Annotated in this window: 15 protein-coding genes and 1 pseudogene; 9 read left to right on the forward strand and 7 right to left on the reverse strand. The window is 54.7% G+C overall.

Annotated elements, in window-relative coordinates:
- Window positions 1–377 precede the first annotated feature (377 nt).
- The gene (locus tag ACO07T_RS18025) at window positions 378–665 is read right to left on the reverse strand and encodes a DUF2218 domain-containing protein (protein WP_422050524.1); all 288 of its coding nucleotides are present in this window, start codon (window positions 663–665) and stop codon (window positions 378–380) included.
- An 83-nt stretch (window positions 666–748) separates the two neighbouring features.
- Complete coding sequence (locus tag ACO07T_RS18030) at window positions 749–2,725, reverse strand: TonB-dependent receptor domain-containing protein (RefSeq protein WP_422050525.1); 1,977 nt, start codon at window positions 2,723–2,725, stop codon at window positions 749–751.
- Window positions 2,726–2,884: 159 nt separating this feature from the next.
- On the opposite strand from ACO07T_RS18030, the gene ACO07T_RS18035 reads away from it, so the two are divergent.
- The 5 genes from ACO07T_RS18035 (at window position 2,885) to ACO07T_RS18055 (ending at window position 7,630) form a co-directional block, all read left to right on the forward strand.
- Complete coding sequence (locus ACO07T_RS18035; protein ID WP_422050526.1) at window positions 2,885–3,835, forward strand: helix-turn-helix domain-containing protein; 951 nt, start codon at window positions 2,885–2,887, stop codon at window positions 3,833–3,835.
- 144 nt (window positions 3,836–3,979) lie between these two features.
- Window positions 3,980–4,891 (forward strand): siderophore ABC transporter substrate-binding protein, encoded by a 912-nt coding sequence (locus ACO07T_RS18040; RefSeq protein WP_422050527.1) that lies wholly within the window; start codon window positions 3,980–3,982, stop codon window positions 4,889–4,891.
- Between the two features lie 33 nt (window positions 4,892–4,924).
- Window positions 4,925–5,878: an ABC transporter permease gene (locus tag ACO07T_RS18045; RefSeq protein ID WP_422050528.1), complete on the forward strand. Its 954-nt coding sequence runs from the start codon at window positions 4,925–4,927 to the stop codon at window positions 5,876–5,878.
- Complete coding sequence (locus ACO07T_RS18050; RefSeq protein WP_422050529.1) at window positions 5,871–6,875, forward strand: iron chelate uptake ABC transporter family permease subunit; 1,005 nt, start codon at window positions 5,871–5,873, stop codon at window positions 6,873–6,875. Before ACO07T_RS18045 ends, ACO07T_RS18050 begins: the two co-directional genes overlap by 8 nt.
- Entirely contained in the window at window positions 6,872–7,630 is a 759-nt protein-coding gene (locus ACO07T_RS18055; protein WP_422050530.1) for an ABC transporter ATP-binding protein, read from the forward strand. The genes ACO07T_RS18050 and ACO07T_RS18055 overlap by 4 nt, the downstream gene beginning before the upstream one ends.
- A 20-nt stretch (window positions 7,631–7,650) precedes the next feature.
- Here the strand turns inward: ACO07T_RS18055 and ACO07T_RS18060 are convergent, their stop codons facing one another.
- A complete protein-coding gene (locus ACO07T_RS18060) occupies window positions 7,651–7,941 on the reverse strand; it encodes a DUF2218 domain-containing protein (RefSeq protein ID WP_422050531.1) in 291 nt (96 codons plus the stop codon).
- Window positions 7,942–8,070: 129 nt separating this feature from the next.
- Here ACO07T_RS18060 and ACO07T_RS18065 point away from each other — a divergent pair, with 129 nt between their 5' ends.
- On the forward strand, window positions 8,071–8,550 hold the full coding sequence (locus ACO07T_RS18065; RefSeq protein WP_422050532.1) for a MarR family winged helix-turn-helix transcriptional regulator: 480 nt from the start codon (window positions 8,071–8,073) through the stop codon (window positions 8,548–8,550).
- 182 nt (window positions 8,551–8,732) lie between these two features.
- Here the strand turns inward: ACO07T_RS18065 and ACO07T_RS18070 are convergent, their stop codons facing one another.
- Complete coding sequence (locus ACO07T_RS18070) at window positions 8,733–10,745, reverse strand: TonB-dependent receptor plug domain-containing protein (protein ID WP_422050533.1); 2,013 nt, start codon at window positions 10,743–10,745, stop codon at window positions 8,733–8,735.
- Between the two features lie 397 nt (window positions 10,746–11,142).
- Between ACO07T_RS18070 and ACO07T_RS18075 the strand changes: the two are divergent.
- The 3 genes and pseudogenes from ACO07T_RS18075 to ACO07T_RS18085 all read left to right on the forward strand — a co-directional run bounded on the left by ACO07T_RS18075 (window position 11,143) and on the right by ACO07T_RS18085 (window position 13,187).
- A pseudogene (locus ACO07T_RS18075) lies at window positions 11,143–12,306 on the forward strand (IS3 family transposase).
- A 63-nt stretch (window positions 12,307–12,369) separates the two neighbouring features.
- Window positions 12,370–12,699: a transposase gene (locus ACO07T_RS18080; protein ID WP_422050534.1), complete on the forward strand. Its 330-nt coding sequence runs from the start codon at window positions 12,370–12,372 to the stop codon at window positions 12,697–12,699.
- 20 nt (window positions 12,700–12,719) lie between these two features.
- On the forward strand, window positions 12,720–13,187 hold the full coding sequence (locus ACO07T_RS18085; protein WP_422050535.1) for an IS5 family transposase: 468 nt from the start codon (window positions 12,720–12,722) through the stop codon (window positions 13,185–13,187).
- A gap of 4 nt (window positions 13,188–13,191) precedes the next feature.
- Here ACO07T_RS18085 and ACO07T_RS18090 read toward each other — a convergent pair whose 3' ends face one another.
- The 3 genes from ACO07T_RS18090 to ACO07T_RS18100 all read right to left on the reverse strand — a co-directional run bounded on the left by ACO07T_RS18090 (window position 13,192) and on the right by ACO07T_RS18100 (window position 21,072).
- On the reverse strand, window positions 13,192–14,937 hold the full coding sequence (locus ACO07T_RS18090; RefSeq protein ID WP_422050536.1) for a sulfite reductase subunit alpha: 1,746 nt from the start codon (window positions 14,935–14,937) through the stop codon (window positions 13,192–13,194).
- Between the two features lie 4 nt (window positions 14,938–14,941).
- A complete protein-coding gene (locus tag ACO07T_RS18095; RefSeq protein WP_422050537.1) occupies window positions 14,942–20,404 on the reverse strand; it encodes a glutamate synthase-related protein in 5,463 nt (1,820 codons plus the stop codon).
- A gap of 395 nt (window positions 20,405–20,799) precedes the next feature.
- Window positions 20,800–21,072 carry an integrase core domain-containing protein gene (locus tag ACO07T_RS18100; protein ID WP_209089034.1) on the reverse strand — a complete coding sequence of 91 codons (273 nt, stop codon included), beginning with the start codon at window positions 21,070–21,072 and terminating at the stop codon, window positions 20,800–20,802.
- Window positions 21,073–21,335: the final 263 nt, after the last annotated feature.

Consider the following 21,335-nt stretch of genomic DNA (forward strand, 5'->3'; position numbering starts at 1 on the left):
CAATGCTACCAGTTTCAAGCGAAACAGCTTCACCAAAGAAGCCCTCGTTGTCTGCACCGCTTATGTTGATGTCTTCTAGCTGAATGTCCTGTGCAGCAGCCGGCAAAGCAGCAACCAATGCGCACAGGGACACAGTCGTACGCCGCAACAGCATGTCCCATTCCTTTTTTTGAATTTCTTAGAGCGCTGCCTGGCGTAGTGCTTGGAGGACTCAAAGACGCTCCCGCATAGGTTTAAGCCCTGATACGGTCAATTTGTTAACCAACGGGAAAGCACAAAATGTTGCATCAAGAACACATCTTTCTTTTGGAGCCCTGTCCAAAATAATCTAAGTATATGAAAATAAATATTTTCAACGTTCCTCGCCAGAAACCAAACTACAAGTCTTGCCACTCCATTTCTTCAAATGCTTCTCGAAATGCAAATCGCTTGAGGTGAGAATCCATCACTGAGCGCCCCTTTGATAGCGCTTCTTCAGTCTCACCGCTCAAGCTGACGTCGAGTGAGGTTTCGTTGGCTGAAATCGTTGCTTGCCCAAAAGGAAAAGAAACACAGCAGCACGTTTCACTAAAACTGACCTCCACTTTATGCGCAAAATGCTTGCCCAATTGCTGAAGGTATTTTCTCGCATGAAGGGTCTCAAAGCGCCCGTTCTGTTTTCTCATGAGTTCTCATCAATGATTTTTGATTTTCAAAGGCTGGGAGAATGCAAGTGATGTTCACTTCCCCCAGCGTTCGATATGGGTCCTCAGAACCGCAGGCGTGCAGTGAAAGAAACTGTACGGCTCGGCTCGTTCAGAGGGATAACTCGCGAGGAGTCGATCCCATCGGAGCTGCGGCTGGCATAGGTTTCGTCAAACAGGTTGTTGATCCCCAAGCGTAATTCCAAATTCTCAGCTGCGGGAGGCGTATAGGTCGCATAGACATTGAAGACCTCATAGCCGGGCAATGTGGTGTCCGTATCGGTGTTTTTGAGAGCAATTTCGGCAGTGCCACCGACACGCCATTGGTCGTCGATCTGCCATCCTCCTTCCAGCGCCACAATATGCCCCATCGGGCGGCCGAGATAGTAAGCCGTGGAGCCCACGGCCTCCCCATCAAGCTCAACATCAGCGTAGGTCCAATTTGCCCGCACAAAGCCCGCATACCAGCTGTACTCTGCGGAAGCGTCGATGCCCTGACTTGTCAAATCTGCGGTTGCACCACGAGCTCCGCCACTTGGTAGGACAGCCGCGATGTCACTGACATCCGTGTGAAACAGCGCCGCGCCGAATTTCCAGCCACCATAATCGTACCGAAGGCCAATCCGTGCCGCTTCTGCTCGGGACGTTGTGAAACCAGCGTAGTTCCAAGCGCTCCCGAAATTGACAAGCGCCGCCTCGCCCAGCTCATAGCCGCCCCAGGTTGAGGCGAGGCCCGCATTCAAGCTCCATCTATCTGATAGAATGACATCCAAGGCACCGTTGACACTGATACCTTCGTCAGAAAAGTCTGACCCGTCTGCGCCGGTAAACGACTGGCTGTCCAATCTTGCGCCATAGCTCACAGACACCCGATCAGAGATATCTTGGCGAGCCTGGGCAAAAATACCGACATTGCTCAGTTCTTCGCGACCGGAACTTGCAAAAGGCCCGGGCCCGCGCCCCTCTCCTTCTGCGGTTTCATCAAAGAAATCGATGCCTGCGGTCAAGGTGCCGCCCGAAATGGCGAAGCTGTTTTTGATGGTACCGCTCAAGCTCTCGTTGACGCCGTAAACACCAATGGCATCAATCTCTTGTTCGTTATAGCTGATTTGGACCAACGGATCCCAAATGCCCTGTGGCTGGGTGTTGGTGTAGGTAAACGTATAAGAGGTTCGGCGGGACAGACCTTCGGCCAAAACGCTCGGCCCTGATGTGATGCCTGCAAAATCAGGACGTGTGAACAGAATGCCACCCGGCCCTGCTTGCGATGTCCGCAGCCCCGTATCTTCGGTTTGCGATCCGGCAAACTCAAACCTATGGCCGTTCTGGCTTTCATACGCAAATTTGCCCACATAATCGGTCAAGTCCGCCTCTGTACCGGGAACGACATCTCCGTCGCCGTCTTCGTAATCGTCACCACTTCGACGTGTGGCGCTCAAGAGGTATTCAAAACCACTGGCGCGCCCAAACAGTGCAAGAGAACTGCTCAGATCAATGCCATTGTCGGCCGTGCCCAATGTGGCCAGCCCGCCGAAATTGTCGCCCTCCTCCAGTAGGTCGTTGGCGTCTTTGGTCTCATAGGCAATCGAGCCGGCCAGCGCACCTGCACCAGAGTCCGCAGGTGCCAAACCTTTGCTGACCTCGACCGATTTCAACAAGGCAGGATCCAGCAGCACGTTTCCTGTATGGTGAAACGCCGACTTGTTTTGGCGCGCGCCATCTATGGTAACCGAAAGTAGGCTTTCTTCGATCCCATTCACAAATATCTTTTGTGCTATCGCAGCACCGCCACCCGCGGTGACCGCACTTTCGCCTGCAAAGATATCCTTGGCTGTCGTCGGAGCGCGTGCTTCGAGATCTTCCTCAGATATTGTGACGTTGCCCAGCAGATTCTGTGCATCTTCTGCTTCGATCCGAATTTCCCCCAAATCAAAGCTACTGGTTTCTAGATCATCGAGCGGGACCGCCTGCGCGTAGGCAGAGGTAACAAAAAATGGCGTGGACAAAGCGGTACCCGCCAAAATGAAAGCACGCAAAGACATTTGCAGACCTCAAAAGTTGACTAATTCGCTCAGTTAAGTAAAGAAACAAATTGGACCCTGCCAGATACCTCTCTTTGCGCGATGACCAAATTCCTTTGCGAAACGCTCAAACCGTGCGCTGTCGAGCAACGAAACGTTCCTCAATCATCGGAACCCTGAATGACCGAGCATCCACGTTCTGCATCTAGAAATACGTCAAACGGTATGCATTTTGAGCCCAAGCTGGATTGGTTCGGCAAAACTGAACGCCCGGCATCTGGAATCTTTGACGGCTCGGTTACGGCATTACAATTACAGCCCGGATTTGGACTACACACATTGAATGCTACGGCCAATCAAAGCTATGTCATTGACGGACAGAGAAAACCTGGCACAGTACTTCACTGCTTCCTAGAAGGCTCAACTGCCGCACGGCTCGACAACCGACCTATGAACTTAGGCCATACCTCAGGTGGCGCGGTTAAACTGGTACTAACCTCCATTGAAGAGACACAGAGGTTCTGGCGCCGTTCTGATCCCGGCGAGTACGTACGCAAAATCAGTATCCAGATGTCCCCCAATTGGCTCGAAGGGAATGGCCTGTGCGTGCCAATTGCAACGCCGACAGGGGCGATGCAGCGACATGAATGGTATGCATCGCCCCAAGAGATCAAGATGCTAGAAGCATTGGCGAGCACGCCAAGATTTTCATCACCAGTGACGCGGCTTCATGCCGAGTCTATGGCACTTGCACTGGTGGCAGAGAGCTTTGAGAGATTTTCTGATCAATCAACAAACTCGACACTCTCAAAACGGGAGACCATACAATTAAGTCGCATTGAAGCGCTAGCCCGCCGACCCGGGCCAGTCCCCAGCCTCGCCGCGCTGGCAACAGAGGCCGGCCTTAGCCAATCTGGGCTAAGGCGATTAATTCAATCCGTATACGGTCGCGCGCCCCTAGCCCACATTCGGGCGTTGAGACTAGAAATGGCATACATAGCACTGAAACGCGATCACATCAGTATCGAAGACGCGGCAGCCATGGCTGGCTATACTTCAGGAGCGAACTTTGCTACTGCCTTCCGCCGAGCCTACAAAGTGCCGCCTTCGCAGATCCGCGGCGGCCACTAAAGACCCCGCAAAGATACCTATTAGGTCCTCACAAAAGGCCTCTGGACCCTGCGTTGCATCGCCTCTAAGTTACGCTGCAAATCATAAAGCCAGCCTACAGCCAGCTCCACACTTTCTATGCTGACTCTAGACATGGTGCTTTAAATGGCTTTGACATTCTTCCGCCCGATCCTATCTGTTGCCGCAATCTGCATTGGCTCTGCTGCGCTCGGTGCGGATGTTACAATCCCAACCTATCGCGGTGATGCCACCGTAGAGCAAGCTCCCAGCAAGATTGTGGCGCTGGATATCGCGGCCGTTGACACTCTTAACGCTCTGGATGTGCCGCTGGCCGGGGTTCCTGCCAATCTCTATGTAAGTTACCTTGGCGAAGTGTCCGAGCATGCAAAACCTGTAGGCACCTTGTTCGAACCCGACTTCGAAGCCATCGCCATCATGGCACCGGACCTGATCGTAGCTGGCGGGCGTTCTTCCAAACAATTTGAAGCGCTCTCCGAAATTGCGCCCACTTTGGATATGACCATTTGGGGGGATGACCACGTTGAAACCGCTTTGGCACGCCTGCGTGGCTATGGCGAGATCATGGATAAGAAAGCCGAAGCGACCGCGCTGGAGAGTGCCTTCTCAGACAAGCTGGCAGAAGCCAAAGCCGCAATCAAAGGCAAGGGCAATGCGCTGATTGTTTTGACCAATGGCCCCAAGATTTCGGTTTATGGCAAAGGCTCCCGATTTGGCTGGTTGCACAGCGCCCTTGAACTGCCGGAGACAGTTGAAGGTGTGGACGCCCAAACCCATGGTGAAGCCGTGTCTTTTGAATTCATCGCCAAGGCCAACCCGGATTGGATGATCGTCGTGGATCGCGCCGCAGCCATCGGGCAAGAAAACCAATCCGCTAAAACCACTTTGGACAATGCGTTGGTCGCCCAAACTGCAGCTTGGAGCAAAAATCAGGTGATCTATCTGAATGCCGCAGATGTCTACATCGCCGGTGGCGGCATTCAATCAGTTCTGCGTACTTTGGATGAAATTGTGCAAGGCTTTGGCGCTGCACAATAACTTCTCTCTCCGCATCCCAGGCTACCGCTAGACATGGCCAAGGCGTATTATCTCACACTAAGCGGATTGCTGGCCCTTGGGGTCGGCAGTCTCTTTATTGGAGTACAGGACGTCTCGCTTGCAGACCTTTGGAGAGATCCAGACGTACTGCATTTGATTGCCATCAGTCGACTACCCCGCACTCTCGCAACATTGCTAACCGGAGCAAGTATGGCCATCGCAGGTGTGATCATGCAGCTATTGGTGCGCAATCGTTTTGTGGAACCAGGAACAACTGGAACTAATGAAGCAGCAATGATCGGCCTCTTAGCGGTCACTATTCTGGCGCCAGGCCTACCAATTTTTGCACAAATGCTCGCGGCCGCATTGGCAGCGCTTGCCGGAACACTCGGTTTCCTGCAGTTGTCGCGCAAACTGCCCCCACAGCAACCATTGCTCGTGCCGCTCGTGGGCTTGATTTACTCAGGTGTATTATCCGCGGTTGCGACGTTCATTGCCTATCAAACCGATTTGATCCAATTCATCGGCGTTTGGATGAGCGGCGAGTTTTCAGGCGTTCTTGCGGGGCGCTACGAATTGCTGTGGCTGGCGGGAGCTCTATCGTTGATTGCATATTTTGCAGCAGATCAGTTCACCATCGCGGGCCTAGGACAAGGATTGGCCGTCAGCGTCGGGCTGCGTTACGGACAGGTGCTTGCGCTCGGTGTCGCCACTATCTCCATGGTCTCAGCCCTCGTCATTGTTACGGTGGGCATTTTGCCATTTGTTGGATTGGTTGTGCCAAATATTGTCTCGCGCATGATGGGGGACAATCTGCGCCAGAGCCTACCGGTGGTTGCCGGAATGGGTGCCGGGTTGGTGCTGATATGCGACATGATCGGGCGTTTGATCCGCCATCCGTATGAAATACCGGCAGGCACGATCTTTGGGATCGTTGGCGCCATTGTGTTTCTCAGCCTTTTGCTAGGACGTCGCAGCCATGCCTGATACCTCACCACAGCCGCTCCCGGTCCTGCCACGCTCTCAGGCGGAGCCCGCGCTCAAAAACCCTCATCTTTGGACGCTTTTTGCCGCACTTACGGTCGCCTGTCTTGTATTCATGTTGTGGGGCGGTGCATGGCGCTCAAGCTATATTCTGGAACTTCGGGCTATTAAACTCGGCGGGCTCCTCTGCGTTGGCGCGTCAGTGGGGGTGGCCACAGTGCTATTTCAGACACTCACCAACAACCGCATCCTAACACCTACGATTATGGGGTTTGATGCGCTTTTCTTGCTTATGAAAACAGTGTTGGTATTTGTGTCAGGCATGCTGGCTTTGCCGAATATGACCAATACTGCGACCTTTTTGTTTGACACCGCTCTGATGATCGCAGCCACGCTCCTGATCTTCACCGCAGTGCTCAAGCGCGCACGGCAAGACATTCAGCTTCTGGTGTTGGTAGGGGTCATTTTTGGCCTCTTATTCCGCACAGTTTCTGGGTTTCTTCAGAGACTTCTGGACCCTTCCGAATTCGCTATCGTCCAATCCAATATGTTTGCCCAGTTCGGCGGGATCGACCGGGAGTCTTTGCTCATCGCCAGCCTTGTCACAGCGGCCATTTTCGTCTGGATCGCTAGACGGCACCTGATTTTGGACGTTTTGGCACTCGGACGCGATACCGCGCGTAGCCTTGGTGTAAGCTATGACGGGCTCCAGCTCCAGCTGCTCGCAGCAATTGCTGCGCTTGTTTCCGTCTCAACCGCGCTTGTCGGGCCACTTGCATTTCTCGGCCTCTTGGTGACCGCGCTGACCCATACTTTGCTCCGCTCACACCGCCACGGCCTGCTCCTGCCTGCGGCGAGCTTAATCGCTGGTCTCATTCTGGTTGTCGGCCAGACCGTTTTTGAGCGCGTACTCAACCTCAATTCCAGCCTCGCTGTGGTGATTGAATTCTCCGGCGGCCTTCTTTTTCTGGTGCTATTGGCCAGAGGGAAAATCACATGATCACCATCGAAAATCTCTCTCATGCCATCGCTGGGCACAAGATCCTCACCAATGTGAACACGCACCTGCCGCACAATAAAATAACCGCCTTGATCGGCCCAAATGGCGCCGGAAAATCAACGCTTCTCAATGCGATAGGTCGCCAATTCGACGCTGCAGCCGGCGATATTTATATCGATGGCGCAGCCTTGAAAAACATAGACCTGCAAGATCAGGCACGTCGATTGGCAATGGTGGCTCAACATCTTCACGTCGGCAGCCGCATTCGCGTCATAGATCTCATTGGATTTGGACGCTGGCCCCACGCGAAAGGCCGGCTCGTTCAGGCAGATTATGCCGCCATTGACGCAGCTCTTGAGCTATTTGATCTTGTAGAGCTAAGTGGCCGCTTTCTCGACGAACTCTCCGGAGGGCAACGTCAAAGAGCCTTTATCGCAATGGCGCATGCCCAAGATACAGACTGGCTATTACTTGACGAGCCCCTAAACAACCTAGATCTGAAACACGGGCGCAGTCTGATGGCACATCTGCGCCACCTAGTAGACGCGCAGAACAGAAGCGTGGTTGTCGTATTGCACGATCTGAATTTCACGCTGGCTTGGGCTGATCACATTGTCGCAATGCGCGACGGTACCATAGTGTTTGACGGACCGACTGCAGAGGTTGCCACCTCTGAGGCGCTTTCAGATCTTTACCAGACGCCAATTGAGATTGTGCCAATGGGTGGGCATTCTTTTGCTCATTACCACCGCTAGATCGCCTTCCACCCGACAGATCACTCTCCAGCGGCTTCCCAAACAAGCGGCTCAGGCGCTTCGCGAAAGGCAAAGCGCTGCAAGTGGCGCTCTATCACATCGCAAGTTTGAATGAGCTCATCATTCGTGGGCGAGGTAATATCCATCCGCAAACAGCCTTTTTGAAGCGCAAGATCTGCCACGCCGCACACAAACGTCAGCTTTGCTGTGTCATCTGTTCTCTCAACATCAATCTTCTCAGAGAAGTGCTTCACCATTGTCGAAAAATACTGCACCACCCAAGGCGAGCGGAACTCGGATCGAACCCTCATTTAGGACCTCAAACTCATTGCATCCAATTGCGTAACAGCTTGCCAACACAGAAACTTTTCTAGCGATGGCGACTATAGTATGACAGTGTCAGCGGGGCAATATTCCCCTTCGAGACACAGGTAACGCCCATGGCAGTCGAAGAGCTTCGGCCGGAGAATTTTGTATTTTTTGGCGATGATGATGAAAACGTCGCTTATGATCGTGCGTGGTTTAACATCATGCGGGTCCATCGCAAACTGCTGCCTGAGATCACAAAAGCCCTAAAAACTTGCGGGATAAACGATCCAATATGGATTGAGATCTTATTGGAAGTTGAACGCTCAGGAGCTGCAGGCCAACCAATGTCTGCACTCGAAGACAAGCTGTCTGTGCCGCAATACGCTTTGTCGCGACACGTTTCCAGACTAGAGAAAGAAGGTTTTTTGCGACGCGAGTTCATCGCCGATGGTCGTCGCAAGCAGATCCTATTTCTTACAGAAAAAGGATCTGGTGCTCATGATCAAATATGGCAGACATACGGTGATGCCATGCGCTCAGAACTGAGCCCTCATCTTAGCACGGATGAGGCCTACGCTCTATCTTGGTTACTTATGAAACTGCTCGCCTGATAGCCCAAGCAGCCCAAAGATCACCTCATCTAAGCCGCTGTAAAAAATTCGCCTCTTACCTTAGCCGGGGACCAACAAGGGTTCCAGCTAAGATAAGCGACGCAGACCCATCAATCATTCGCCCAAGCATTGTGCACATCTAAGTTCCAAAGCTTGAGCGCATTGTTAAATCGAAGCCTACGTTAAAACTTGACGGTCGCAACCATCGAGAAAGTTCGTCCAGGCTCGTTAAGAGTTGGGAAGCCCGGATAGTCCCCACCGTAGGTTGCGCGATCTGCGTAAGCTCGATCAAATAGGTTGTCGATGCTCGCCCGAATAACGACATTGTCAAGGCTCGGCGGGTGGTACTCTGCGAAGACATTGACCACTTCGTAACCTTCGAGCTTTGTTACCGGATCGGCCTCATTCGCATTGTGAGAATATGTAAATGCCGCATCCAAATGCCCACCGACAACCATGTTGAGCTGTGCCAACTCTTGTTGAACCTGCAAAGACAATACCTGCCCAAGAGGTGCACCGGAGTCGAGCACATAGAAGCTCGAAGCCTTTTCACCGTTCACATAGTTTTCGCTGTCAGAGAAGGTCATACGAGCAAGGCCACTGCCCCACCCGTATGTCGCCCCAAGGTTGTAGCCCCGCGATTCAAAATCGTAGCTACCCACAACTGGCCCAGCGAGGCCACGCGTGTCCTCGATTTTGGTCCGGAACACTTCGCCGCCCAGTGTCAGACCACCCCAGTTCCAGTCAGCACCCACCACGATGTTTTCACCACGCCGCGCTTGCAAACCGGTGTAATCCCAAGCCTGATAGAACAGGAAGTTGTCCTCAACCACATATCCCCCGAACACATTTGAGTATCCGGCGCGCAGGGAAAGCGTGTCAGTCAAAGCATAGGACAGCGAGAGATTGCCGCTCAGGCCAGAGGAATCATCACTGAATGCCGAACCTGTTTGCGCAAAATCCTGCCCGGTGAAGGAGTTCCAATCATAGCGCAGACCCGCCGAGAGATTCAGCCGATCTGTTGGCTCAAGTCGCGCCTGGGCAAAGATACCTACGGTGCGGCTCTCCTCATAGGGCGAATTGCTGCCCCAAAAGTCACCACTGGCGGAGCTTTTCTGATCCAGATAGTCGAGACCGGCGGTGATGGTGCCATTTCCTGACAGATGGAACCGGTTCTGGAATGTCGCAGAATAGGAGCGGGTATTGCCAATGGCGCTATCGCTTGGAGTGAGGCTACCGATCTCGTTCTCAGAATAACCCAAAGTCACCGAGGGATCCCAATTGCCTCCGCCATGCACGTTCTCATAGCGCAGAGAATAAATGGTGCGTTCAGTGTCATAGACGTTGGTGAGAGGGTTCCACGGCGCATTGCCAAAATTGGCCCGGCGGTTGCGCAACGCGGTGTCCCTCAGGCGCTGACCAGACAGTTCAACACGGTGACCTTGATCAGATTGATAGGCAAGCTTCAGCAAGCCCACATTCATGTCTGAGGTTGTGCCAAGCACAATATCGCCATTGCCATCTTCGTAGTTATCACCTGTCACGCGCTTGCCGTTAGCAAGCACCTCAAATCCGTTGCTACGCCCTGCGAGGGTCAGAGAGCCGCCAGCAACATCGCCATTGTCCGCATAGCTGAACCGGGCTTGTCCGCCAAAATTGTCGCCGTCTTGCAGGATATTATCGACATCAACAGTCTCCATCACCACACGCCCCGCCACAGCGCCCGGTCCTGCATCTGCAGGGGCTACCCCCGGATCCACCCGGACAGCCTGCATCAGTCCGGGATCAAAGGCGTTGGCGCTGGCATGGTGGAACACGCGGTTGTTTTGCGAGACACCATCCACCTGGACAGCAAGGTTCAGCATATCCACGCCGTTTACAAAAATCTTCTGTGCCACAGGGATCGCACCACCAACAGAAACAGACGCAATTCCGGCAAACAGATCCCGCAGATCGCCCATGCTGGCGCGTTCCAATTCGGATTCAGAAACATACGCCGATGTGGCGCGGTCCGCAGCTTCTCCTAAAGGATCCTGTTTACGAACCTCAATTGGATCTAAGGTATATGCGTCGAGTGCTCCATCTGCGTCTGGTACAAGAGACGTCTCTTGGGCCAGAGCTGGTGCAACAGCCAAAATCGAAAGGGCCGTCCCGCACAACAGGCGGGACCGCGAAAATGCAGTCAAAGAGGTCATGATCTTCCCCGAGATTCAGAGTTTCTTGCGGGCTTGCCCTGAATCGGGGCTGGCGAGGCTTTGTCTCAATCAATTAGCCGTGAACCCCCATAACATGCAAGTGCATGTTATGGGATCCCATAAACATGCCTCTTAATCTTATAAAAATTCTCTTCTTGCTCTTGCTCGAGTCTCTAAAGTGCCGGAGCAGGCCGCAATTTGGGCCAAAGTGAGGAACCCTCTGCTTTGGAGGCCGTCGATATGCGCCGCTCAACAACAAAAAACTGCGCATTGTGAAACCTCTCATCTGTCGTTTGGCACTATAAGCCGATTGTTCCACCTACCCGTTTTGTATGACAAGCTGAGCCTCCCCCACTGAACTGGTCCACCGTTATGTTTAGGAAACGGAGGATCACGAATGGCAAACAAGAGACCGAAGCCCGAGGAGATTATCTCTAGGTTACAGCAGGTTGAAGTTCTGATGGGGCAAGGCATGTCCCGACTTGATGCGATCAGGCAGATCGGGGTTGTAGAGCAAACCTATTACCGCTGGCGAAAGAAGTACGGCGGAATGGGCGTAGATCCGTTGAAAGAACTGAAGCGGCTTCAGAAAGAGAACGAGCGGCTGAGACGCGCGGTGTCTGATCTGACTTTGGACAAGCTGATCCTGACGGAAGCCCCAAAGGGAGTGAAGAGCGTCCCGGAAAAGGTCAGATGATCGTTTCCGCTCAGAACGGGCGGAGCCCCTGAGCCCCGCTCGTCGCCGTGCCTGCATCGACCATGTTCGTAGCCAGTTGAGCGTTTCCGAGAGACGCGCCTGCCGCGTTCTTGGGCAACACCGGTCCACGCAACGGCACGTCCCACAAGGTCGCGCAGATGAAGATCCGTTGGTGGCCGACATGATTGAGCTGACCCGCCAATACGGCATGGCTATCGCAGGATCGCTGCGTTGCTGAGAGAGGCTGGGTGGTCCGTCAGCGACGGGCGGGTCGCAAGACTGTGGCGGCGAGAGGGGCTGAAAGTGCCAGTCAAACAACCGAAGACAGGGCGGCTCTGGCTGAATGACGGATCATGTGTCCGGCTTCGGCCGGAGCATCGCAATCACGTTTGGAGCTATGATTTCATCCATTACCGAACCGATGATGGCCAAGCCTTCCGGACACTGAACGTCCTTGATGAGTACAGCCGGGAATGCTTGGCAATCAGAGCCGAGCGGAAACTGAACTCGACCGATGTAATCGACGTTCTGACAGACCTGTTCATACTTCGCGGCGCGCCCCGTTTCATACGTTCTGACAATGGGCCGGAATTTGTCGCCCAAGCTGTCTGAGACTGGATTACTGCCGTCGGCGCCAAAACGGCTTACATCGCTCCGGGCAGCCCATGGGAGAACGGTTATTGCGAAAGCTTCAACGCGAGAATGAGGGATGAACTGCTCAACTGCGAGATCTTCTACAGCTTGCGCGAAGCTCAAATTCTGATCGAACAATGGAGGAGACACTAAAACACCAAACGCCCCCACATTGCTCTGGACTATCGCCCGCCAGCGCCTGAAACCGATCACACGCTGATGATGCCCTAGGGTCAGGATGCATTGATTTTCGCTTCGCTGCATGATTCACGGCTCGAAAAACGGAGCGGTGACATGAGCGATCTTTATTGGCTAACCGACGAGCAGATGGCGAAGCTCGCCCCCTTCTTCCCGAAGCCGCACGGCATACCTCGGGTTGATGACAAACGGGTGTTGGGCGGGATTGATCTTCATCAATCGCAATGGGTTGCGCTGGCGAGATGCCCCTATGAGGAATACGGGCCACACAAGACACTATACAGCAGGTGGAAGCGTTGGAGTGAGAAAGGTGTCTTCGCCCGGACCTTGGCTGGCCTGGCTGCAGAGCACGGCGAACGGAAGACGATCATGATTGACGCGACCTATCTCAAGGCCCACCGCACCACGACCAGTATGGCCGCCTGATCGGTAGAACCAAAGGCGGCATGAATACCAAGTTGCATGCTATCTGTGATAGCCAAGGTCGCCCGCTCAACCTGTTCGTTACCGCCGGGCAGGTTAGCGACTACATCGGAGCTCGGGCTCTGCTCAACAGCATACCAAATGTGGAATGGCTGCTAGGTGATCGCGGTTATGACGCTGACTGGTTCCGAGATGCCTTGAAAGACAAAGGAATACCCGCCTGCATCTCCGAACGAAAGCAACGCAAGACGCCGGTCAAATACGACAAGCGCAGATACAAAAGGCGCAACAGGATCGAGATCATGTTCGGTCGGCTCAAGGACTGGAGGCGCGTGGCAACGCGCTATGATCGCTGCCCCAAGGTCTTCCTGTCCGCAATCGCCCTCGCAGCAACCGTCATTTATTGGTTATGGATCCTGACCCTAGGCACTTCCCCCGACAATTTGCCAAAGCATCTTTCGTTTGCGCAGTTTGCAGACATTTTTACATGAAACCTCAATAAACGTCCCGCACATAGCGCTTTTCGCGTTTGAGCCTGCTCACATACTCAGTCGCCTCATCCGCAGACAGTCCCCCATGCAACTCAATCACCTGATGCAGCGTCTGATCCACGTCTTTGGCCATGCGTGTCGCATCTCCGCAAACGTAGAAATGTCCGCCCTCTTGCAGCATGCCAAAAAGCTCTTTGCCGTTTTCCAGCATCCGGTTCTGCACGTAAATCTTCTCCGCCTGATCACGAGAAAACGCCAGATCCAGGCGGGTCAACAGACCAGAGGCACTCATGGCGCTGATTTCATCCTCATAGATAAAATCACTCTCTCGATGCTGATCGCCAAAGAACAGCCAGTTTGCGCCTTTGGCACCAAGCTCTCGACGCTCTTCAAGAAACGCGCGGAATGGTGCAATCCCGGTGCCCGGCCCGACCATGATCATTGGCACGTCATTGTCTTGAGGTACGCGGAAGCTTTTGTTGGGCGACATGAAGATGCCCGCCTCTGCCCCTGCCGGCACATGATCGGCAAGAAACGTGGAGCAAACCCCCTTGTGGACACGGTGGTTATAAGTCCACCGAACCGCGGCAACGGTCAGATGCACTTCACCGGGATGCGCCTTGGGACTTGAAGAAATCGAATACGCGCGGTGCTGCAAGGGCTTGAGCCAGCTTACAAATTCATTGGCATCAATCGCCAGATCGGGGTTGAGGTTCAACAGATCCAGCGTGTCTTTACCCCAAAGGAAAGCCTCAAGCGCTTCTTTGTCTCCATTGCCCACCACATGGCTGAACTCATCGTGTTTGGCCAAAGGTTCCAGCGCGCGGATCAGATCGCGCGAAGGTGTCATGATCTCCATTCCTGTTGCGAGCAGCGCGCCCAAAGGCTGATCCTTGCCATCTACGGCTGTATCCTGCGACACGCCCAGCCGTGTGAGGATGCCTTCCACCAAATCAGGTGCGTTCACCGGCATGACCCCCAGCGCGTCGCCCGCTTCATAGGTCATACCGCTGTCGCCAAGGTCAAAGGCGATGTGTCGGATTTCCTTGGCAGATTGCGCGCCAGATTGGATGTGGTTGTCCACCACCTTTGACACATAAGGGTTCTTGCGGGAGAAGCCCGATTGCTCAGGCTTAGGCACGACCGCGCCTGTTTCCGAAGCCCCCGCTGAGCCCGTTTCCGGGATCGTGGCGGTCAGCCATGCAGAGGCGGCATCCTCAAAATCAATGTCGCAATCCACGCGCGCACCCAGACGTTTTGCACCCAATTGTTCAAGCCGCGTGTCAATCAGCTTGCCAGCCTGACAGAAGAACTCATAGCTCGTGTCCCCAAGTGCCAGCACACCATAGTTGAGCTTCTCCAAACGGGGCGCTGTGCCTGCAGAGAGTGCTTCCCAGAAAAGCTCTGCGTTGTCGGGCATCTCGCCTTCCCCATAAGTGGAGATCACGATGATCACGTTTTCCATCGCCGCAAGCTGGTCCATCTCAATCGCGTCAAGCTCGGCCACTTTGGGGGCAAAACCTTTGCTTGTTGCCAGCTCTGCTGCCTCATTGGCAACCTCTTCGGCATTGCCGGTCTGAGTGCCAAATAGAATGTTCAGCGGCTTGGCTTTGACCTGCTCTTCGGCCGGCGCGACGCCAACGCCGCCGCCCATGGCAAGGCGGGAATGCAACCCGGCGAGGAACCCACCAAGCCAAGAGCGTTGCTCGCCAGAAAATGGCGCATCTTCAGGAATATATGGGGCGTTCATGGTTTTACTCCGCGGCCGTTCGGGCCACCAGTTCAGGTAGCGCATTTTGGGCGAACAATTCATCAAAGCTTGGAATGGAGCCAAGCGCGTTCCGGTTTTTGGCGTCCTGATGCAGGATCCAACTGTAGGTGCCTGGGCTGTCCATGCTCAGAATATTGCGCATCGACAGAGCCCGCTTGAAATCGCTCAACCGTTTGTGCGCAACCAGCGTCGCCAAACCGGGGTCATCATAATCATTCACCGCCTTCTTGGCGTGTTTTGACAGCGCCAACATCAGGCTAAAGTCTTCGGTCAGGATCAGATTGCGAGCAGCTTTGTCCCGCGCCATTCGATCGGCGGTTTTGCCGACACGTCTGACAGCCAGATTCTGCGCCATCTCAAGGACAGAATAGCTGTTGAGCAGACGGAACATCTCCTCCGTATCCATTTCGCCATAATCTGGCGTTGCGCCTTTGTGGACGGGACGACCGGATTTCCAGGCTTTCTTTAGCGTGGAAATCTGATGTTCGGCCAGGGCTGCGGACAGCTCCTCAATCAGATCCTTGCGGGTTTTGGCTTTCAGGATCGCATCGGCGTCCTGATATTGCAGCAGCGCCTTGGGCATGACCCAAGCCATGTGCTTTTGCGCCTCTTCCCAATTACCCAGCAGATCCTGCGCCTTGGCAGAGCCGGTTGCCTCATGGTGCCAATTCAGCAGCTGATATACCGCATCGCGATGCACTTCGGCTTCATCCGAGCCATCCACCAAGGTGCCCATAAAGACGGAGTCATGGCTGATCATATCGTTCAGCCGTCCTTCAGGGTCATACTGATAAGCAAAGCCACCAGACATACCGTTGCCATAGCCCTTGGAGAAACCGCCAAGGTTCAAAATGGCCCCGTTGGTCATGTATTCGGCACAGAAATCGCCAACCCCTTCCACAACCGCGGTTGCCCCGGAGTTGCGCACCGCAAAACGGTCTCCCGCCTGCCCTTCAATGAAGGTGCGACCGCCGGTTGCGCCAAACAATGCGAAGTTCCCGATCAGCACGTTTTCATTGGCGGACCCACCTCCCGGGGATCGTACAATGATCTCACCGCCACAAGCGCCTTTGCCCACACCGTCGTTACAGGTGCCCGTATGCTCCAGCATCATGCCGTCATTGCAAAAGGCGCCAAAGCTTTGCCCGGCTGAGCCATTTGTAACGATCCGTACCGCACGTGGATCAAGGAAGCGACGGCCCCGCACATCCTGGTGTGCAGCAGGCGGAAGCACCTCAAGCTCATGGTTGAGCATACGCTCGATATCAATCGCGAGCTGTCCGCCCACTGATTTGTTGCGGTTGTTGAGCGGTGCATTAGGGCGCAGCTCTATCTGATCTTCACGCCTTGAGAACAAGCGCTCACGCATTTGCTCCAAGAGAATGTCATCGACCTCAAAATCACGCTCCAAATAGACCGGATCTTCCACAGGGTTTTCAGGCACATGGGTGAGCATGTCGCGCAGGTTCAACTGACCAACAGCGGACGGGTGATCCAGCAGGTGCAGCAGATCGCTGCGCCCGCGCGCGCCCTGAAGACTCTTCAGGCCAAGATCTGCGAGGATTTCGCGCGTCTCATGCGCAATGTTCAGCAGATATTGCGCCAAGGCACGGGGATCGCCGTCAAAAACTTCCGGGTTGGTCGTCAGACCTGCCGGGCATTTGACGTTGCAGTTTTTGGCCATCACGCATTTCAGCATCATCAGCGCCGTGGTGCCAAATTCAAAGCTGTCCCCGCCCATCAGCGCAGCTTTCACCACATCAGAGCCGGTCTGCATTGCGCCTGAACAACGCAGCATGACCTTCTGGCGAATGCCATTGGCGCAAAGTGCCTGATGCACTTCCGCAATGCCCAATTCCGCCGCGCGGCCTGTATATTTAAGCGAAGTCACGGAAGCCGCACCGGTGCCACCTGTGCTGCCTGCCACATTGATCACATCCGCCCCCGCTTTGGCGACGCCCACCGCGATGGTGCCGATGCCCTCTGAGGACACAAGTTTCACGATCACTTTCACCCGCGCAGCCTTTGCGTCGTGGATCAGCTGACCAAGGTCTTCAATGGAATAGGTGTCGTGGTGCGGCGGCGGCGAAATCAACTCCACACCAGGCGTGCCCCCGCGCGCGGCTGCTATCTCTACCGTGACCTTAGGAGCAGGCAACTGCCCGCCCTCGCCCGGCTTCGCTCCCTGACCGATCTTAATCTCAATCTCTTCGAGATTTGGCTCGGCCAAATAGCCAGCCCAAACACCAAAACGCCCAGACGCAAACTGCTTGATCTTGGAGGCGCGGATTGTGCCGTAGCGGCTGATGTGTTCGCCACCTTCACCGGAGTTGGACATACCGCCAACCATATTGGTGCCATGCGCCACCGCTTCATGGGCTGTCGCAACCAGCGCACCATGAGACATCGCGCCAGAGGCCAGCCGCGGCGTGATCTCAGATGCCGGTTGCACTTCTTCCAAAGGCAGACGTTCAGGTGCCGGACGGATACGCGACACATAATCCAGTGCCCAACCGGTCACCGCGACTTTCAGCGCACCACCGGTGACCGTGTGCCCAACCACGTCCTCGCCAAACCGCGCCACCAGCGTCTGACGCAACGCATCAAGCCGCCCGATATCGCACGCCTTCGGCCCGGTGAGGCGCAGCAGGTATTCGCCCGCACCGATCTCTTCTACGCTCAACCCTCGGATCACAAAATCTCGGTTGCCGGCGCGATTGAAGAGCATCATCTCCTTTTGAATATCCGCCACCTTATCAAGGAAGGTAATGTCAGCCGGAAACGCCAGAACATCGCGCAACGCAGCAGGGCGCTTGTGTCGCTCGTCACTCATCTGGCGACTGAAGGCCCGATACCCCGGCGTGATTTTGAAACTGTCGATCTGCTCCTGGCTTAGCTTGTCAAAGCTGGTGTTGACATAGCCATTCTCGGAAATGCCAAAGGCGTCGTCCATCTGGCGCAAGGTCAGCAGGCGGAACGGATCGTTCTCCCCTTCCCCTTCGGCAAAGCTGATCGGTTCCTCAGTCAGGTCAACGAAGCCCCGCACAGCCGTCGTGCCATAGCTGTGCCCGGCTCCTTCGGAGCGTTCTTTAAAGAGACCTAGCATTGGTACATCGTCGCTGCCTTCTACGGTCAGCGCGCGTGCATGCCAGTCCGCGACTGACTGCGCGATGGTTGCAAAGCGTACCCCGCCCACGGGTGTCTTCATATTGGGCAGATATTTTTTGAACACACGGTCATTGGTGTCCAAGAAATTCGGTTCAAAAAACTCGCCACCTGAATAGCTTTCCACGGTGCAAAGTCCCACCTTGCCCATGGTTTTCATCAGCGCCTTTTCCGCCGCCTTTTTGAATTTGCCAAAGGCTTGCGTACAACCTTCTCCCTCGCCAAACAGCTCTTCTGCACGCAAGCGCACGCCAAGCGGATAAACCGCAGCGGCCCCAAAGCCGAGCGCGCATGCGATGTGATGCGACGAGGCGATCTGTCCGCTCTCAACTACAAGCGACACTTTGAAGCGCAGGCCTTCTTCTATCAGGCGCTGATTGATCGCGGAGATCGCAAGCGTCATCGGCATCGCGGCCCTGTCCCGGCTGATATGCCGGTCGGTGACGATCGCGATGCCACCTTTATCACGTGCGAAGGCCACAACCTCTTCAGAAACCGCATCAATTGCGGCCTCAAGCGCCGCCTCGTTTGCAGCGCCATCACCAATGACCGGCGCATAAAGCATGTCAAACCGCGCCCAGGGTGTGTCTCCCTGCGCCTTAATTTTCAACATGTCTGCCATGCGCAGAATTGGAGAATTGATCACAATCTGGCGCGAGCGCGAATATCCCAAATGTGGCTTTTCCCCCAGTGCCACGCGCAGCGTCATGCCATCTGCTTCGCGGATCGAATCCAAAGGCGGGTTTGTTACCTGCGCAAAACGCTGACTAAAGTACTTTGCAACACCGCCCTCGTTGTCGGACAACGCATTGATCGCATTGCCATATCCCATGGCAGAAACCTTCTCGACACCGGTCTGCAGCATAGGGTCCATCAAGAATTTGAAGCTTTCCTGATTGAGCGTATAGGCCACATAGCGCGCCGAGCGTTCCAGATCGCCCTCATAGCGGCGCGCCGCCGCCTTTGGGTCCGCCTCCGCCTCTGGCAGCGCTTCAATTGTCACGCGCGCCGCTTCAAGAAGCGATTTGTAGTCTTTCTGCGCGGCCAGCATTTCAAGCGCATCTTGGGTCTCATAGATGCGGCCTTCGCCGTGGTTATAGTAAATCATCCCACCCGCTTCGACGCGGCCACGGCGGATCACCTCTTCTGGCGGCAGATAAAACTGTCCCGCTTCTGACATCACAGCGAGGTAATCTTCGGTCTCAACGGTACGCAACGGGCGCAGCCCCAGACGGTCAAGGCGGGCACCGATGATGTTGCCATCCCCGAAGACCAATGCCGCCGGGCCGTCGTTTTTCTCTTCAAAAAGCGAAAAATACTCCAGCATGGCGCGCACATCATCGGGCACACGCGGGTCGTTTTCCCAAGCCGGCGGCATCATCGCCACCACTGCGGTCACCAGATCGAGCTGCTCGTCATACACACGGGCATTCAATGTCTGATCCAGACGGCAGCTGTCAGACTGCCCTTTGGGTCGGATGATGGCCTTTGAGCGCGCCAGAGCCACCGCAGCCTCACTGAGACGGTTTTTCTTGTCGGTGTTCAACTCACCATTATGCGCCATAAGGCGAAATGGCTGTGCCATCGAAGGATGCGGGTCTGTGTTGGTGGAAAACCGTGTATGGAAATACATGGTATGCACGGCGTGATCCGGGTCGGAGAGATCTTTGAAGTAAGGAATGATCTCCCAAGAGTTCAAACGGCCTTTGAAAACTTGCGTGCGTGCTGAAAGCGATAGCGGATACAGCCCATCGAGCGCTGGCTTTGTGTAGGCCACCGCCTCAATCGCCAAAAGCGCGCGGTGAATGGCCGCGTCCAGATCTCCCCCACGGATATCGTCCGGAGCAGTAAACACCCACTGACGAATGGGGAGCTGCCATTTTACCGCGCGCACGCCAATTGCGGCGTTATCGACAGCCACTTCGCGCTCAAGCAAAATTTCAAAACCTTCGGCTTTGAGCTTTTCAACCACCAAAGCCGCCGCCGCTTCATGCTGGTTCTCCTCAGAGGGCAGAAAGAAGTTGCCAACACCAAAGGCACCGGCCTCAAGCGGCTTGCCAACCAACTTGCTAAAAAACGCAAGCGACAGATCCACTGAAATCCCGGCACCGTCCCCAACACCCTCCGAAGACATGCCGCCCCGATGAGGCACAGCACACAGAGCCTCATGCCCTTTTTCCAACAAGGTATGGGTTTGCTTGCTGTCTTTGCGTGTCAGAAAACCAACACCGCATGCGCTGTGTTCAAGGGACGGATCATAGAGGCCAGTATCTTGGATCATATTGTCTGATGGCTCACAATTTGGCAGTCGGACAGCCCCTCAAAACAAGGAGAGACACCGTTCAGTCGAGTTTATGGGAAAGCCTGGCGGACAGATATTTCGCAAGATCGCGCGTCTGTTTGCTAGATGCGCCCTTCTAACTTGGAGGTGCGCAACAATCAATCGCGTTCTAAAACGCTTCGGCATCTGCCCACAATTTCAAAACGCTCGTCTTAGAAACGTTGGTGCAAGAAAAGGCTGTGGGTGGATGCCGGATTAATTGTAATCTAGATAATCTTGGGTTCTATTTGGCCTCTGAAGTGTGAGCAACTCCTCAGTGTTGCCATAGGTTTCTACGAAGATTAGGCTACTCTCTGCTCCTGATGACCGGTTTGGTTTTCTTCTTTTCTTTGCCATTAGACTGCGGCTGATGGTTTGCCGCCAAGGGCGCCATCAGGACGCTTTCGGTTGTAGAACTCAATCCATTTGCCGGCACCTGCCTTGGCTTCCGATCCGGTCTCCCAGACAGGCAGGTTGACGCATTCGTATTTCAGGCTCCGCCAGAACCGCTCGACAAAGGTGTTGTCAAGGAACCGGACCTTGCCACCCATCGAGATGCCCACGTCGCTTCGGCACAGCCGATCCGTCCACGCAAAGGCCTTAAACTGGCTGCTCTGATCTGTATTCATGATTTAGGGCGGGCCGAATCAGGTGATGGCCTCTTTCAACGCCTTGACGCCGAAGTCAGCTTACAGCGTGTTTGACATCCGCCAGGCCAGCACCTCTCTTGCCACAGGGAAGTGTTGTCTGTGGTCCGCTTGCGGCGCCCCAGAAACAGGCATGGGGTGGGATAGACGCGCAGCGTGTATTACAACCCGTTAGCCTGCGTAGCCGTTTTTGTTTGCTTCGGAGCGGTGGATGATAATTCTGCAGCGGCGGCAAAATAGCTTTC

Origin of the sequence: Shimia sp. (assembly GCF_965227725.1) — a bacterium.
Taxonomy (GTDB): Bacteria; Pseudomonadota; Alphaproteobacteria; order Rhodobacterales; family Rhodobacteraceae; genus Shimia.